The sequence below is a fragment of the Lelliottia sp. SL45 genome, assembly GCF_026672535.1.
GTDB classification, from domain to species: Bacteria; Pseudomonadota; Gammaproteobacteria; order Enterobacterales; family Enterobacteriaceae; genus Enterobacter; species Enterobacter nimipressuralis.
Genome location: NZ_JAPPRH010000003.1, coordinates 2,456,842 through 2,472,621, shown reverse-complemented (window position 1 = coordinate 2,472,621; position 15,780 = coordinate 2,456,842). Strand labels below are relative to the sequence as shown.

Genomic DNA, 15,780 nt, shown 5'->3' with positions numbered 1-15,780 from the left:
TTTAAGGATACATAATGAGTAGCGTAGATATTCTTGTTCCCGACCTGCCTGAATCCGTCGCTGACGCCACGGTTGCGACCTGGCATAAAAAACCGGGCGATAGCGTTAAGCGCGATGAAGTGCTGGTAGAAATCGAAACTGACAAAGTGGTACTGGAAGTACCGGCATCGGCGGATGGCATTCTTGATGCAGTGCTGGAAGACGAAGGCACCACGGTGACCTCTCGCCAGATCCTCGGTCGCCTGCGTGAAGGCAACAGCGCGGGCAAAGAGTCCAGCGCCAAGTCTGAAAGCAAAGAGTCCACTCCGGCTCAGCGTCAGCAAGCGTCTCTGGAAGAGCAAACTAACGATGCACTCAGCCCGGCGATCCGTCGCCTGCTGGGTGAACACAATCTCGAAGCCAGCGCCATTAAAGGCACCGGTGTTGGCGGGCGTCTGACCCGTGAAGATGTGGAAAAACATCTGGCGAAAGCGCCTGCGAAAGAAGAAGCCAAAGCACCGGCGGCAGCAGCCGCAGCGCCTGCTGCACAGCCAGCGCTGGGCGCACGCAGTGAAAAACGCGTGCCGATGACGCGTCTGCGTAAGCGTGTGGCTGAGCGTCTGCTGGAAGCGAAAAACTCCACCGCGATGCTGACCACCTTCAACGAAGTCAACATGAAGCCAATCATGGATCTGCGTAAGCAGTACGGTGACGCGTTTGAAAAACGTCACGGTATCCGTCTGGGCTTTATGTCCTTCTACGTGAAAGCGGTTGTTGAAGCGCTGAAACGCTATCCGGAAGTGAATGCCTCTATCGATGGCGAAGATGTGGTTTACCACAACTACTTCGATGTCAGCATGGCGGTCTCCACGCCGCGCGGCCTGGTGACCCCGGTTCTGCGTGACGTTGATACCCTGGGCATGGCGGATATCGAGAAGAAAATCAAAGAGCTGGCGCTGAAAGGCCGTGACGGTAAGCTGACCGTTGAGGACCTGACCGGCGGTAACTTCACCATCACCAACGGTGGTGTGTTCGGTTCCCTGATGTCTACCCCAATCATCAACCCGCCGCAGAGCGCGATTCTGGGTATGCATGCCATCAAAGATCGCCCAATGGCGGTTGACGGTAAAGTGGAGATCCTGCCGATGATGTATCTGGCGCTCTCCTACGATCACCGTCTGATTGATGGTCGTGAATCTGTGGGTTATCTGGTGGCGATTAAAGAGCTGCTGGAAGATCCAACGCGTCTGCTGCTGGACGTGTAGTAGTTTTTGCCTCACCTGCCCTGTAGACCGTGCAAGCGTTGCGCTGCCGGTCTACAGGTTTGAAAAAAACGATTACCTGAAGGATGGATAGAACACATGAACTTACATGAATATCAGGCCAAACAGCTGTTTGCCCGGTATGGCTTACCGGCTCCGGTGGGTTATGCCTGTACTACCCCACGTGAAGCAGAAGAAGCCGCATCTAAAATCGGTTCCGGCCCTTGGGTAGTTAAGTGTCAGGTTCACGCTGGTGGCCGCGGTAAAGCGGGCGGTGTGAAGGTTGTGAAGAGCAAAGAAGAGATCCGCGCTTTTGCTGAACACTGGCTGGGCAAACGCCTGGTGACCTATCAGACAGATGCGAACGGCCAGCCGGTAAACCAGATCCTGGTTGAAGCAGCGACTGATATCGCAAAAGAGTTGTATCTCGGCGCGGTTGTAGACCGTAGCTCCCGTCGCGTGGTGTTCATGGCATCCACCGAAGGCGGCGTGGAAATCGAGAAAGTGGCTGAAGAGACGCCACACCTGATCCACAAAGTGGCTATCGATCCACTGGCAGGCCCTATGCCTTACCAGGGTCGCGAGCTGGCGTTCAAACTGGGTCTGGAAGGTAAACTGGTTCAACAGTTCACCAAGATCTTCATGGGCCTGGCGACGATCTTCCTGGAGCGCGATCTGGCGCTGATCGAAATCAACCCGCTGGTGATCACCACTCAGGGCGACCTGATCTGCCTCGACGGCAAACTGGGCGCTGACGGTAACGCACTGTTCCGCCAGTCCGATCTGCGTGAAATGCGCGATCAGTCTCAGGAAGATCCGCGTGAAGCGCAGGCTGCACAGTGGGAACTGAACTACGTTGCGCTGGATGGCAACATCGGCTGCATGGTTAACGGTGCGGGCCTGGCAATGGGCACCATGGACATCGTTAAACTGCACGGTGGCGAACCGGCTAACTTCCTTGACGTGGGCGGCGGCGCGACCAAAGAGCGCGTAACCGAAGCGTTCAAAATCATCCTCTCTGACGACAACGTGAAAGCCGTTCTGGTTAACATCTTCGGCGGTATCGTTCGTTGCGACCTGATCGCTGACGGTATCATCGGTGCGGTGGAAGAAGTGGGCGTGAACGTCCCGGTTGTGGTTCGTCTGGAAGGTAACAACGCTGAACTCGGCGCGAAAAAACTGGCTGACAGTGGCCTGAATATTATTGCAGCGAAAAGTCTGACGGATGCAGCTCAGCAGGTTGTTGCCGCAGTGGAGGGGAAATAATGTCCGTTTTGATTGATAAGAACACTAAAGTTATCTGCCAGGGCTTCACCGGAAGCCAGGGGACTTTCCACTCCGAACAAGCGATTGCTTACGGTACGCAGATGGTTGGCGGCGTGACGCCAGGCAAAGGCGGCACCACGCATCTGGGCCTGCCGGTATTTAACACCGTGCGCGAAGCGGTCGAAGCGACGGGCGCAACCGCGACCGTGATCTACGTTCCGGCTCCGTTCTGCAAAGACTCTATTCTGGAAGCGATCGACGCAGGCATCAAACTGATCATCACCATTACTGAAGGCATCCCGACGCTGGACATGCTGACCGTAAAAGTGAAGCTGGATGAAGCGGGCGTTCGCATGATCGGGCCAAACTGCCCGGGCGTCATCACCCCAGGCGAATGCAAAATCGGCATCATGCCGGGCCACATTCACAAGCCAGGCAAAGTGGGCATCGTGTCTCGCTCCGGTACCCTGACCTATGAAGCGGTTAAGCAGACCACTGACTACGGTTTCGGCCAGTCCACCTGTGTGGGCATCGGCGGTGACCCGATCCCAGGCTCTAACTTCATCGATATCCTGAAACTGTTCCAGGAAGATCCGCAGACTGAAGCGATCGTGATGATCGGTGAAATCGGCGGTAGCGCGGAAGAAGAAGCTGCAGCTTACATCAAAGATCACGTGACCAAGCCGGTTGTTGGCTACATCGCGGGTGTGACGGCGCCAAAAGGCAAACGTATGGGCCACGCAGGCGCCATCATTGCCGGTGGTAAAGGCACAGCGGATGAGAAATTCGCCGCTCTGGAAGCCGCAGGTGTTAAAACCGTTCGCAGCCTGGCCGATATCGGCGAAGCGCTGAGCGCTATCATCAAGTAAATCCTCTCTGCTCTCCGCAAGGGGAGCTTTGACATAATAAATGTCCGTTTCGACATGGTTGGCCGCTGAAAAGCGGCCTTTTTTATGCCATATATTTCTCGTTCAACCGTTTACCGGCCAGGTTTTCAGTGTCGGCGTTTCGCTACCAGCGTGAAGTTGTAGTCGTCGCTATTGAATACGTTACGGCTGAACTCAAACACTCTGCCGTCTTTCAAAAAACCGCGAGAGACTTTTTCGAGGATCGGTTTTGCCGGATCGAGCGACAGGGCGGCGATCGCCTCTTCTGAAGGCATGACCGGCAACAGCTCCTGCTCGCTGCGATCGATAACCATCTTTTTGATCTGCTCAATATAGTGATATTTCGAGTTTTCCATCACCTCCCAGGTGAGGTCGGCAAACAGCGCCAGCGGCATCCAGGTCTCTTCCAGATTGACCGGTTTTTGCTTGATAAAGCGCACGCGTTTAACGTGCCAGACCTTGTCATCCGGGGCGAGCTGTAACTTTTCGGCAAGCCTTGCATCGGCTTTTATAACCTCAAACACTTTCACATCGCTGTGGGTGTCGACGTTGCGGTCCGCCAGTTTTTCGTAAAAACCGGTAAGCTGATAGATGTCGTAATTCACCCGCTCCTCTTTTACGTAAGAGCCGCTGCCCTGAATACTTTCGATAATCTGCTCTTCCGTCAGCCGCTTTAAGGCTTGCCTGATCGTCACGCGGCTGACGCTGAACATCGCCTGAAGCGCTGATTCGGTGGGGAGCGCGTCACCCGGCTTCAGTTCGCCGCTGCTGATCTGTTCGCGCAGGGTGTCGGCGATCTGGCGGTACATCGGTTTCTGACTCATAAACGTCCATTTTTGTTTTGTTCAGCTAATACCATTCTTTTGAATTATGCCCTGAGTATTCGGATTGTAAATAATACAACAACAATACAAATATGATGATTAAGTGAAAATGATCACATAAAGGTATTGTCTGGTGTGCCAGAATCTGCCGTACATTAAAACGACAATTCTGTGAGGATCTGATGAACCTGACGACTCTGACTCATCCCCAGGCGATCTTTCTGCATGCGCGATTTACCGATCGTGACGATGCGATCCGCCAGCTGGCACAGCGGCTGCACGATCTGGGAAAAATAGCCGATCCGGAGCGTTTTGTGGCTGATGTTTTGCAGCGCGAAGCGCAGGGACCAACCGCGCTGGGTGAGGGGCTGGCGGTTCCGCACGGTAAAAGCGCGGCGGTGAACGAAGCGGCTTTTGCGGTCGCGACGCTGCGCAATCCGCTTGAGTGGGAGGGCGTTGATGGGCCTGAAAACGTCGAGCTGATTTTCCTGCTGGCGATCCCGCCTGCCGAAGCAGGGACCACGCACATGAAAGTGCTGACGGCGCTGACCACGCGTCTGGCCGATGATGTCTTGCGGGCGCGCGTGATGGCGGCTGATACGCCCGACGCCCTGTTGGCCGCGCTGGACGAAGCACCCGAAGAGCAAACCGTGGCGCTGCTGTCAGATGCACCGACGATTGTTTGCGTCACGGCCTGCCCGGCGGGGATCGCGCACACGTATATGGCGGCGGAATACCTTGAGAAGGCCGGGCGCAAGCTTGGCGTCAATGTGATTGTCGAAAAGCAGGGGGCGAACGGCATTGAAGGGCGCTTAACGCCCCAGCAGCTCAAGGAGGCGAAGGCCTGCATTTTTGCCGCCGACGTGGCGATTAAAGATCATGAACGTTTTAACGGCATTCCTGCGCTGTCGGTCCCCGTGACCGAGCCGCTGCGCCACGCCGAAGCGCTGATCACTCAGGCGCTGGCCCTGAAATCTTCTGAGGTTCAACGGCAGCAACAACCCGACGCCGACGGGCGAAAAAGCCTGAAAACGGAGCTTAAACAGGCCCTGCTGAGCGGGATTTCGTTTGCCGTGCCCTTGATCGTTGCAGGGGGCACGGTGCTGGCAGTGTCGGTATTACTGGCGCAAATGCTCGGTTTGCAGCACCTCTTCGATCAGGAGAATTCATGGCTGTGGATGTATCGCAAACTGGGCGGCGGGATGCTGGGCGTGTTGATGGTGCCGGTGCTCGCAGCCTATACCGCGTATTCGCTGGCAGATAAACCCGCGCTGGCCCCCGGTTTCGCGGCAGGACTTGCCGCCAACATGATTGGCTCCGGGTTTTTGGGCGCTATCGCCGGGGGTCTGATCGCGGGCTATCTGATGCGCTGGGTGAAAAATCACGTTCGCCTGAGCAATCGCTATAACGGTTTCCTGGTCTATTACCTCTATCCGGTGATAGGCACGCTCGGCGCGGGCAGCCTGATGCTGTTTGTGATCGGTGAGCCGGTAGCGTGGATCAATAACGCCCTGACTGCCTGGCTGAACGGACTGTCTGGCGCAAACGCGCTTCTGCTCGGGGCAATCCTCGGATTTATGTGCTCGTTCGATCTGGGCGGCCCGGTGAATAAAGCGGCCTATGCCTTTTGTCTGGGCGCGATGGCGAATGGGGTGTACGGCCCATACGCTATTTTTGCGTCGGTCAAAATGGTTTCTGCGTTTACCGTGACGGCCTCAACGCTCATCTCCCCGCGGCTGTTTAAACCTTTTGAAATCGAAACCGGAAAATCGACCTGGCTGCTGGGGCTGGCAGGGATCACCGAAGGGGCGATTCCAATGGCAATTGAGGATCCGCTGCGGGTGATTGGCTCGTTTGTGCTCGGCTCCCTGGTGACAGGCGCGATAGTCGGCGCGATGGGAATGGGGCTTTCCACCCCGGGGGCCGGAATTTTCTCCCTCTTTTTACTGCATCCCGCCGGACTGAGCGGTGTTGCGGCCGCAGCGGGCTGGTTTGGCGCCGCGCTGGTGGGGACCGCCATATCGACCAGCGTGCTGCTCCTTTGGCGGCGTCAGGCGGTAAAAAGCGGCAAATACATTCCTAATAGCATCATGCCTTAACTGGACAGGAAACGAAGATGAAAGCTGTATCTCGCGTTCACATCACGCCGCACATGCACTGGGACCGTGAGTGGTACTTCACCACCGAAGAGTCACGCATTTTGCTGGTCAATAATATGGAAGAGATCCTCGCGCGCCTTGAGCAGGATGAGGAGTACAAATACTACGTTCTCGACGGGCAGACGGCGATTCTGGAAGATTATTTCGCGATAAAGCCGGAGAACAAAGCACGCGTCAAAGCGCTGGTGGAAGCCGGAAAGCTGATTATCGGGCCGTGGTACACCCAGACGGACACCACGATTGTTTCGGGCGAATCCATTGTGCGCAACCTGCTGTACGGAATGCGTGATTGCCTGGCCTTCGGCGAGCCGATGAAAATCGGCTATTTGCCGGATTCCTTCGGCATGTCGGGTCAGCTTCCGCATATTTACAACGGGTTTGGTATCCAACGTGCGATGTTCTGGCGCGGCTGTTCTGAACGTCATGGCACCGACAAAACGGAGTTTTTGTGGCAGAGCAAAGACGGTAGCGAAGTGACAACACAGGTGCTGCCGCTGGGCTACGCGATTGGTAAGTACTTACCGGAGGACGAAGCCGGGCTGCGTAAACGGCTGGACAGTTATTTCGACGTGCTGGAAAACGCCTCGCTCACGAAAGAGATTTTGTTGCCGAACGGACACGACCAGATGCCGCTGCAGCAAAACATTTTTACGGTGATGAAGACGCTGCGGGAGATCTATCCCCAGCGGGAGTTTGTCATGAGCCGCTTCGAAGAGGTGTTTGCCCATATCGACGCTCAGCGTGATGCGCTGGCGACGCTCAACGGCGAGTTTATCGACGGGAAATATATGCGCGTTCACCGGACCATCGGCTCCACGCGTATGGATATCAAAATGGCCCACGCCCGCATTGAGAACAAAATCGTCAATATTCTGGAGCCGCTCTCTACGTTGGCCTGGACGCTGGGCTTTGAGTATCACCATGGGCTGCTGGAGAAAATGTGGAAGGAGATTTTAAAGAATCACGCCCACGACAGCATCGGCTGCTGCTGTAGCGATAAAGTGCACCGGGAGATCGCATCCCGTTTCGAGCTGGCGGAGGACATGGCCGACAATCTGATTCGTTTCACTCTGCGTAAGATCGTCGACAACATGCCGCAAACGGATGAAGACAAACTGGTGCTGTTTAATCTGATGCCGTGGCCACGTGAAGAGGTGGTCAATACTACCGTGCGCCTGCGCGCGAGCGCGTTCCGGCTGCTGGACGATAAAGGAAATGAAATTCCCTACTTTATCCGCGCCCAACGGGAGATCGATCCGGGCCTTATTGATCGGCAGATTGTGCATTATGGCAACTACGAGCCGTTTATGGAGTTTGATATCCAGCTGCGCCAGATTTTGCCTTCGATGGGCTATCGCACCCTTTATATCGAACCGCACGTGGCAGGAAAAGTATTGCCGGGCCATGAGGCGACGGCGGCGCTGCTGGAAAATGCTTTCTGGCAGATTGACCTGAATGATGACGGCACGCTGCGCCTGCGTGATAAAGACTCCGGCCTTGTTTATGACCGCGTGCTGGAGATCGAAGAGAGTTCTGATGACGGGGACGAATACGACTATTCGCCGTCACGGGAAGAGTGGCGGCTGACATCACGTGAGGCGCAGCATACCGTCGAGGTAATTCACGAAGCCTGGCAGAGCAGGGCGGTGATTCGAAGCCGCATGGCTATCCCGGCCAATCTGGCTGCGCGCTCTGCCCGCCTGCGAGACGGCCACCTGGGCATTGAAATTGAGGTCACGCTCAGCCATCACAGCCGTCGTATCGACGTTGAGGTGCGCCTGGATAATCAGGTGGACGATCATCGGGTGCGGGTACTCATTCCGACCCCCTTCAACACGTCAGAGGTGCTGGCAGATACCCAGTTTGGCTCGGTTGTACGCCCCGTGCGTGATGAAGCGATGGACCGCTGGCAGGAAGAGGGCTGGAAAGAGGCGCCGGTGCCGGTGTGGAACTTACTGAATTACGCGGTGTTACAGGAGGGGCGCCACGGCATGGCGTTGTTCACCGAAGGATTACGCGAGTTTGAAATTGTCGGTGAGGAGAAGAAAACCTTTGCTCTGACGCTGCTGCGTGGCGTTGGGTTACTCGGAAAAGAGGATCTGTTATTACGTCCAGGCCGCCCCTCGGGCATAAAAATGCCGGTGCCAGATTCGCAGGTGAGGGGAGCGCTGCAGTGCCGTTTCAGCCTGTTTAACTTTTGCGGAACGCCTCTCAATGCGGGCGTTGCCCAGCAGGCCAGGGCCTGGCTGACGCCGATCCAGTGCTATAACAAAATCCCGTGGGATGCGATGAAGCTCAACAAAGCCAGCGTCGTCACTCCTGCGACCTACAGCTTATTGACCATGTCTCCCGTTGGCTGCCTGGTGGGGGCGTTGAAAAAAGCCGAAGATCGCGACGAGATTATCCTGCGGGTGTTCAATCCTTCCGAATCGGTTTGTTGTGATACCTCGTTCAGCTTCAGCCGTGAGATCAGCCGCTGTGCTGAAACGGGAATGGATGAAGAGATTCAGAAGGGCGATAGGGTCGTCAACGGGACGGCTGAAACCCTGCGGCCCTGCCAGTCCAGGACCTTTAGCATCAAACTTGCCTAAAAAACCGTCGAACGAATCAAAGGTCACATTTTTGTGACCTTTTCGTTTTCTAAATAGTCACGCCGTGGTGTTAATTTAAAGATTATTAAAAGTAAAATAGATGTTTCCGCTTCGGCTGAAAACATCGCGATGGAAAGTCACGTTAAAGCAGCTATCCTTAAGTGTTTGTCAGTGAAAATGACCAGACGGCAAACAGCGTTAAAAAAAATCACTTCAATTTATTTTCATCCCTGTATTTGATAACCATCACCTTGCTTAAATCTACATCTCATTAACATTGATTTTACTATGGCTACTGCATTTAAACACCATTAACATAAAGTCGCGTTTTTGATTTAAATCAATGTTTAATGCTTGGAAAAACACCTCAAAAGGCGCTAAATTGTCGGCGATCAAACTGGCTGAAAATGTGTAAATTCGCTATATATTGATCACCGTCGTAAAACGTAAATCTCCTTCAATAAAAACCTGTTTATTGTAAGGGCTTTGCAGCGTATTATATTCGCGGGATCAATTAGAGTTTTTTCTTAACGTATTTGTAACCTTTCATCATGACTTTTTCCTCTAGTGAAGAAAATAAGTCACGACGAAGGGAACAGATAACTTTGTATTGGGGCATGTGTGTGAACCCGTCTCAGGGATTCACTCTCGGAGTCTTCATGCGATGAGCAAGGAGTCATGATGTTAGATATAGTCGAACTGTCGCGCTTACAGTTTGCCTTGACCGCGATGTACCACTTCCTTTTTGTGCCACTGACGCTCGGTATGGCGTTCCTGCTGGCCATCATGGAGACGGTCTACGTCCTTTCCGGCAAACAGATTTATAAAGATATGACCAAGTTCTGGGGCAAGTTGTTTGGTATCAACTTTGCACTGGGCGTGGCGACCGGCCTGACCATGGAGTTCCAGTTCGGGACTAACTGGTCTTACTATTCTCACTATGTTGGGGATATCTTCGGTGCGCCGCTGGCCATTGAAGGTCTGATGGCCTTCTTCCTCGAATCCACCTTTGTAGGTCTGTTCTTCTTCGGTTGGGACCGTCTGGGTAAAGTTCAGCACATGGCAGTGACCTGGCTGGTGGCCTTAGGCTCCAACCTGTCCGCACTGTGGATCCTGGTCGCTAACGGCTGGATGCAGAACCCTATCGCGTCTGATTTCAACTTTGAAACCATGCGTATGGAGATGGTCAGCTTTGCCGAGCTGGTCCTGAACCCGGTTGCTCAGGTGAAATTCGTTCACACTGTGGCCTCAGGTTATGTCTGCGGCGCGATGTTCGTTCTGGGCATCAGCTCCTACTATATGCTGCGCGGTCGTGACTTCGCTTTCGCCAAGCGCTCCTTTGCCATCGCGGCAAGCTTCGGTATGGCGGCAATCCTGTCTGTTATCGTGCTGGGTGATGAATCCGGTTACGAAATGGGTGACGTACAGAAAACCAAACTGGCGGCTATCGAAGCCGAATGGGAAACTCAGCCAGCTCCGGCGGCGTTTACCCTGTTTGGTATTCCTGACCAGGATGCGCAGGAAAACCGTTTTGCTATTCAAATTCCTTACGCGCTCGGCATCATCGCCACCCGTTCTGTTGATAAGCAGGTGACGGGCCTGAAAGATCTGATGGTGCAGCACGAAGAGCGTATCCGTAACGGTATGAAAGCGTACGGGCTGCTGGAGCAGCTGCGTTCAGGCTCTACCGATCAGGCTGTTCGCGATCAATTCAATGACGTGAAGAAAGACCTGGGTTACGGCCTGCTGCTGAAGCGTTATACCCCGAATGTGTCTGATGCGACTGAAGCACAGATTCAGCTGGCAACCAAAGACTCCATTCCACGCGTTGCGCCGCTGTACTTCGCGTTCCGTATCATGGTCGGTTGCGGCATCCTGATGCTTCTGATTATCGCGGCCTCCTTCTGGTCTGTGATTCGTAACCGTATCGGCCAGAAAAAATGGCTGCTGCGTACCGCGATGTACGGTATTCCATTGCCATGGATTGCTATCGAGTCCGGCTGGTTTGTTGCGGAGTATGGCCGTCAGCCATGGGCGATAGGTGAGGTGCTGCCAACGGCAGTGGCTAACTCATCCCTGACTGCGGGAGACCTGATTTTCTCCATGCTGCTGATTTGTGGTCTGTACACCCTGTTCCTGGTGGCCGAACTGTTCCTGATGTTCAAGTTCGCACGCCTTGGCCCGAGCAGCCTGAAAACCGGTCGCTATCACTACGAGCAGTCCAACGTGGCTACTCAGCCGGCACGCTAAGACAGGAGTCGTCAAATGATCGATTATGAAGTATTGCGTTTTATCTGGTGGCTGCTGGTCGGTATCTTACTGATTGGTTTTGCGGTCACTGACGGTTTCGACATGGGGGTGGGCATGCTCACCCGTTTCCTCGGTCGTAATGACACCGAGCGTCGAATCATGATCAACTCCATCGCCCCTCACTGGGACGGTAACCAGGTGTGGCTGATCACCGCGGGCGGCGCACTGTTTGCCGCCTGGCCGATGGTCTACGCGGCTGCGTTCTCCGGCTTCTATGTGGCGATGATTCTGGTGCTGGCATCCTTGTTCTTCCGTCCGGTCGGTTTTGACTACCGCTCGAAGATCGAAGATACCCGCTGGCGCAACATGTGGGACTGGGGCATCTTCATCGGTAGCTTCGTGCCACCGCTGGTGATTGGCGTGGCGTTCGGCAACCTGTTGCAGGGCGTTCCGTTCCACCTCGATGAGTATATGCGTCTGTACTACACCGGTAACTTCTTCCAGCTGCTGAACCCGTTTGGCCTGCTGGCGGGCGTGGTGAGTGTGGCGATGATCATTACTCAGGGTGCCACGTATCTGCAGATGCGTACGGTGGGTGAACTGCACCTGCGTTCCCGTGCCACCGCGCAGGTTGCGGCGCTGGTGACACTGGTCTGCTTCGCGCTGGCAGGTGTTTGGGTCGTATACGGTATTGATGGTTATGTGGTGACGTCTGCTATCAACCATGCTGCGCCGTCTAACCCGCTTACCAAAGAAGTCGCGCGTCAGGCAGGGGCATGGCTGGTGAACTTTAACAGCACTCCTGCGCTGTGGGCTATCCCGGCTCTGGGTGTGTTGCTGCCGCTGCTGACGGTCCTGACGTCTCGTCTTGAGAAAGGCGCCTGGGCATTCGTGTTCTCTTCACTGACACTGGCGTGCATTATCCTGACTGCGGGCATTGCAATGTTCCCGTTCGTGATGCCATCCAGCACCATGATGAATGCGAGCCTGACCATGTGGGATGCGACGTCAAGCCAGTTGACGCTTAACCTGATGACGTATGTTGCTTGCGTGTTCGTACCGATTATCCTGCTCTACACCACCTGGTGTTACTGGAAAATGTTCGGTCGTATCACGAAAGAAGACATCGAAAGCAACACTCATTCCCTGTACTAAGTAAGGAGCTGAATATGTGGTATTTCGCATGGATTTTGGGGACGCTTCTTGCCTGTGCATTTGGTGTCATTACCGCGCTGGCGCTTGAGCATATCGAAGCGACCAAAACCGGTGAAGAAAAGCACTGATGATGAATGTTATCGCAAAGCTATATGCGGTAATGGACAAGCGCCCGTTAAGGGCGCTTTCCTTAGTGATGGCATTACTGCTGGCAGGCTGTATCTTCTGGGACCCGTCGCGCTTTGCGGCGAAGACGAGCGAACTGGAAATCTGGCATGGTTTCTTAATCATGTGGGCAGTTTGCGCGGGCGTCATTCACGGTGTGGGCTTTCGCCCGAAAGCCGTTCACTGGCAAGGCATTTTCTGCCCGCTGATCGCTGATATTGTGCTTCTCGCCGGACTTGTTTTTTTCTTTAGCTGAATAAGAACTGTCCGTTAATCTTATGGGCTTACTCGAGCCCATAAAAATTTACTCTCCGTTTACTTTCCCCCATTCCAAACCATCATTCCCGCGCGTATAGTAGCGAAGTTTAAAAGCTCTAACTTTTGTTGCATTACCAGGATGTAAAGTGAATACAACGCTGTTTCGATGGCCGGTTAGGGTCTACTACGAAGATACCGATGCCGGGGGTGTGGTCTACCACGCCAGCTACGTTGCTTTTTATGAACGGGCACGCACTGAGATGCTGCGCCATCATCACTTCAGTCAGCAGGTTTTGTTGGCTGAGCGAGTTGCCTTCGTGGTACGCAAGATGACGCTGGAGTATTTTGCACCCGCCAGACTCGACGATATGCTCGAAGTCCAAACGGAAATAACATCAATGCGCGGGACCTCATTGGTTTTCACGCAGCGGATCGTCAACGCAGAGAACACAGTACTGAACGAAGCAGAAGTCCTGATTGTTTGTGTTGATCCACTCATCATGAAGCCTCGTGCGCTTCCTAAGTCTATTGTCGCGGAGTTTAAGCAGTGACTGACATGAATATCCTTGATTTGTTCCTGAAGGCTAGCCTTCTGGTTAAACTTATCATGTTGATTTTGATTGGTTTTTCAATCGCATCCTGGGCAATCATTATCCAGAGAACCCGTATTCTTAACGCTGCTGGCCGTGAAGCCGAAGCCTTTGAAGATAAATTCTGGTCTGGTATTGAGCTTTCTCGTTTATATCAGGAAAGCCAGGGGCGCCGTGATAACCTTTCAGGCTCCGAACAAATTTTCTATAGCGGTTTCAAAGAGTTCGCTCGCCTGCATCGCGCAAATAATCATGCGCCTGAAGCGGTCGTTGAAGGGGCATCGCGTGCCATGCGCATCTCGATGAACCGTGAGCTGGAATCACTTGAAACACACATCCCGTTCCTTGGCACGGTGGGTTCCATCAGCCCGTATATCGGTCTGTTTGGTACCGTGTGGGGGATCATGCATGCCTTCATCGCACTGGGTGCGGTTAAACAGGCTACGCTGCAAATGGTTGCACCGGGTATCGCAGAAGCACTGATCGCGACCGCAATCGGTCTGTTCGCCGCAATTCCGGCAGTTATGGCGTATAACCGACTGAACCAGCGAGTGAACAAACTGGAACTGAACTACGACAACTTCATGGAAGAGTTCACTGCGATTCTGCACCGTCAGGCGTTTACCAGCACCGAGAGTAACAAGGGGTAAACCATGGCCAGAGCGCGTGGACGAAATCGTCGCGAACTTAAGTCCGAAATCAATATTGTACCGTTGCTGGACGTATTGTTGGTGCTGCTGCTGATCTTTATGGCGACAGCGCCAATCATCACCCAGAGCGTGGAAGTTGATCTGCCGGATGCGACAGAATCACAGGCGGTAAGCAGCAATGATGAACCTCCGGTTATCATTGAGGTTTCCGGCGTGGGGCAATATAGCGTTGTGGTAGAGAAAGATCGCATGGATCAGCTGCCGCCTGAGCAGGTTATTGCTGAAGCGCAGCGTCGCCTGACGTCGAATCCGAAAACGGTCTTCTTAATCGGTGGCGCCAAAGATGTGCCTTACGATGAAATAATTAAAGCGCTGAACTTGCTACATAGCGCGGGTGTTAAGTCGGTAGGCTTGATGACGCAACCGATTTAATCCTCTGCACAGTTTTTGGGAACCGATAGTGTCAAAGGCAACCGAACAAAACGACAAGCTTAAGCGAGCGATTATTATCTCCGCGGTGCTGCATGTGATTCTCTTTGCAGCGCTGATCTGGAGTTCGTTCGATGAGCATATTGATGCGTCAGCCGGCGGCGGTGGAGGCTCTTCCATCGACGCCGTCATGGTGGACCCAGGCGCGGTAGTGCAAAACTATAATCGTCAGCAACAGCAGCAGGCGAGTGCAAAACGGGCAGAAGAGCAGCGTGATAAACAGGCGCAACAGCAGGCCGAGGAGCTGCGTGAAAAGCAGGCCGCGGAGCAGGAGCGTCTGAAGCAGCTCGAGAAAGAACGTTTGCAGGCGCAAGAAGCGGCGAAGGAGCAGGCAGAACAGCAGAAGCAGGCTGAAGCTGCGGCCCAGAAAGCACAAGAGCAGCAAAAGCAGGCAGAAGAAGCGGCAGCCAAATCCGCTGCGGATGCCAAAGCAAAAGCAGACGCTCAGGCAAAACAAGCTGCTGACGCAGCGAAGAAAGCCGCTGCTGATGCTCAAAAAGTCGCAGAAGCGGAAGCCGCGAAGAAAGCTGCCGCCGACGCACAGAAAAAAGCGGAAGCAGAAGCCGCTAAGAAAGCTGCTGCCGACGCACAGAAGAAAGCAGAAGCGGAAGCTGCGAAGAAAGCAGCCCAGGAAGCGGAGAAGAAAGCCGCTGCCGATGCTGCCAAGAAAGCGGCTGCAGCAGAGAAGGTCGCTGCTGAAAAAGCCGCCGCTGCTGAGAAGGCTGCGGCCGACAAAAAAGCCGCTGCCGCTGAAAAAGCTGCTGCAGATAAGAAAGCCGCTGCCGATAAAGCAGCAGCCGCCAAAGCCGCCGCAGCCAAAAAAGCGGCAGCAGAGAAAGCGTCGGCATCTGATGTTGACGACCTTTTCGGTGACCTAAGTTCAGGTAAGAATGCGCCGAAATCGGGCGGTGGGGCTAAAGGAAACGGCCAGCCAGCTAAAGACAGCGGAACGAGTGGGGCAAATGGTGGTGCAACGGGTGCGGACATCAGTGCTTACGCCTCGCAAATACGTACTGCTATTCAGAGCCGTTTATATGGCGCTGATCTGTACGCCGGTAAATCTTGCGTCTTGCATATCAAGCTTGCGCCAGATGGACTGCTACTGGACGTAACCCAGGAAGGGGGCGATCCAGCGTTATGTCAGGCTGCTTTGACGGCTGCCAAAACGGCCAAAATTCCTAAACCGCCTTCACAGGCTGTTTATGAGAAGGTAAAAGATGCCAAACTGGACTTCAAACTGTGATGTTTTCCCGCT

At 54.1% G+C, this 15,780-nt stretch carries 14 protein-coding genes; 13 read left to right on the top strand and 1 reads right to left on the bottom strand.

Going from position 1 to position 15,780, the window contains the following annotated elements; translation table 11 throughout:
- Positions 1–14 precede the first annotated feature (14 nt).
- The 3 genes from odhB (at position 15) to sucD (ending at position 3,376) form a co-directional block, all read left to right on the top strand.
- Positions 15–1,244, top strand: coding sequence for a 2-oxoglutarate dehydrogenase complex dihydrolipoyllysine-residue succinyltransferase (gene odhB, locus OVA10_RS18160; RefSeq protein WP_100777173.1), 1,230 nt, complete (start codon positions 15–17; stop codon positions 1,242–1,244).
- Positions 1,245–1,340: 96 nt separating this feature from the next.
- Entirely contained in the window at positions 1,341–2,507 is a 1,167-nt protein-coding gene (gene sucC / locus OVA10_RS18155; protein WP_059355295.1) for an ADP-forming succinate--CoA ligase subunit beta, read from the top strand.
- On the top strand, positions 2,507–3,376 hold the full coding sequence (gene sucD, locus OVA10_RS18150) for a succinate--CoA ligase subunit alpha (RefSeq protein WP_095281274.1): 870 nt from the start codon (positions 2,507–2,509) through the stop codon (positions 3,374–3,376). Before sucC ends, sucD begins: the two co-directional genes overlap by 1 nt.
- A gap of 125 nt (positions 3,377–3,501) precedes the next feature.
- On the opposite strand, the gene OVA10_RS18145 is transcribed toward sucD, so the two are convergent.
- Positions 3,502–4,218: a GntR family transcriptional regulator gene (locus tag OVA10_RS18145; protein WP_102105256.1), complete on the bottom strand. Its 717-nt coding sequence runs from the start codon at positions 4,216–4,218 to the stop codon at positions 3,502–3,504.
- A gap of 182 nt (positions 4,219–4,400) precedes the next feature.
- Here OVA10_RS18145 and mngA point away from each other — a divergent pair, with 182 nt between their 5' ends.
- The 10 genes from mngA to tolA all read left to right on the top strand — a co-directional run bounded on the left by mngA (position 4,401) and on the right by tolA (position 15,768).
- Entirely contained in the window at positions 4,401–6,317 is a 1,917-nt protein-coding gene (mngA, locus tag OVA10_RS18140) for a PTS 2-O-a-mannosyl-D-glycerate transporter subunit IIABC (protein WP_268196558.1), read from the top strand.
- 17 nt (positions 6,318–6,334) lie between these two features.
- The gene (gene mngB / locus OVA10_RS18135) at positions 6,335–8,968 is read left to right on the top strand and encodes a mannosylglycerate hydrolase (protein ID WP_268196557.1); all 2,634 of its coding nucleotides are present in this window, start codon (positions 6,335–6,337) and stop codon (positions 8,966–8,968) included.
- A 681-nt stretch (positions 8,969–9,649) separates the two neighbouring features.
- Positions 9,650–11,218 carry a cytochrome ubiquinol oxidase subunit I gene (cydA, locus tag OVA10_RS18130; RefSeq protein ID WP_100777169.1) on the top strand — a complete coding sequence of 523 codons (1,569 nt, stop codon included), beginning with the start codon at positions 9,650–9,652 and terminating at the stop codon, positions 11,216–11,218.
- A 15-nt stretch (positions 11,219–11,233) separates the two neighbouring features.
- Positions 11,234–12,373 carry a cytochrome d ubiquinol oxidase subunit II gene (cydB, locus tag OVA10_RS18125; RefSeq protein ID WP_107704020.1) on the top strand — a complete coding sequence of 380 codons (1,140 nt, stop codon included), beginning with the start codon at positions 11,234–11,236 and terminating at the stop codon, positions 12,371–12,373.
- Between the two features lie 14 nt (positions 12,374–12,387).
- Positions 12,388–12,501 (top strand): cytochrome bd-I oxidase subunit CydX, encoded by a 114-nt coding sequence (cydX, locus tag OVA10_RS18120; protein ID WP_095281280.1) that lies wholly within the window; start codon positions 12,388–12,390, stop codon positions 12,499–12,501.
- Positions 12,502–12,503: 2 nt separating this feature from the next.
- Positions 12,504–12,794 carry a cyd operon protein YbgE gene (ybgE, locus tag OVA10_RS18115; RefSeq protein ID WP_123429436.1) on the top strand — a complete coding sequence of 97 codons (291 nt, stop codon included), beginning with the start codon at positions 12,504–12,506 and terminating at the stop codon, positions 12,792–12,794.
- 148 nt (positions 12,795–12,942) lie between these two features.
- A complete protein-coding gene (gene ybgC, locus OVA10_RS18110; protein WP_032617092.1) occupies positions 12,943–13,347 on the top strand; it encodes a tol-pal system-associated acyl-CoA thioesterase in 405 nt (134 codons plus the stop codon).
- Complete coding sequence (gene tolQ, locus OVA10_RS18105; RefSeq protein ID WP_100777167.1) at positions 13,344–14,036, top strand: Tol-Pal system protein TolQ; 693 nt, start codon at positions 13,344–13,346, stop codon at positions 14,034–14,036. Before ybgC ends, tolQ begins: the two co-directional genes overlap by 4 nt.
- Positions 14,037–14,039: 3 nt before the next feature.
- Positions 14,040–14,468 carry a colicin uptake protein TolR gene (gene tolR / locus OVA10_RS18100; RefSeq protein WP_100777166.1) on the top strand — a complete coding sequence of 143 codons (429 nt, stop codon included), beginning with the start codon at positions 14,040–14,042 and terminating at the stop codon, positions 14,466–14,468.
- A 28-nt stretch (positions 14,469–14,496) separates the two neighbouring features.
- Entirely contained in the window at positions 14,497–15,768 is a 1,272-nt protein-coding gene (gene tolA, locus OVA10_RS18095) for a cell envelope integrity protein TolA (RefSeq protein WP_123429251.1), read from the top strand.
- The last annotated feature ends 12 nt before the right edge of the window (positions 15,769–15,780 follow it).

Bases quoted from the DNA above. Each gene is read 5' to 3' on its own strand.
- odhB (WP_100777173.1), top strand. From the start codon at position 15: ATGAGTAGCGTAGATATTCTTGTTCCCGACCTGCCTGAATCCGTCGCT.
- mngA (WP_268196558.1), top strand. From the start codon at position 4,401: ATGAACCTGACGACTCTGACTCATCCCCAGGCGATCTTTCTGCATGCG.
- mngB (WP_268196557.1), top strand. From the start codon at position 6,335: ATGAAAGCTGTATCTCGCGTTCACATCACGCCGCACATGCACTGGGAC.
- sucD (WP_095281274.1), top strand. From the start codon at position 2,507: ATGTCCGTTTTGATTGATAAGAACACTAAAGTTATCTGCCAGGGCTTC.
- cydX (WP_095281280.1), top strand. From the start codon at position 12,388: ATGTGGTATTTCGCATGGATTTTGGGGACGCTTCTTGCCTGTGCATTT.
- ybgE (WP_123429436.1), top strand. From the start codon at position 12,504: ATGAATGTTATCGCAAAGCTATATGCGGTAATGGACAAGCGCCCGTTA.
- sucC (WP_059355295.1), top strand. From the start codon at position 1,341: ATGAACTTACATGAATATCAGGCCAAACAGCTGTTTGCCCGGTATGGC.
- cydA (WP_100777169.1), top strand. From the start codon at position 9,650: ATGTTAGATATAGTCGAACTGTCGCGCTTACAGTTTGCCTTGACCGCG.
- cydB (WP_107704020.1), top strand. From the start codon at position 11,234: ATGATCGATTATGAAGTATTGCGTTTTATCTGGTGGCTGCTGGTCGGT.
- OVA10_RS18145 (WP_102105256.1), bottom strand. From the start codon at position 4,218: ATGAGTCAGAAACCGATGTACCGCCAGATCGCCGACACCCTGCGCGAA.
- tolR (WP_100777166.1), top strand. From the start codon at position 14,040: ATGGCCAGAGCGCGTGGACGAAATCGTCGCGAACTTAAGTCCGAAATC.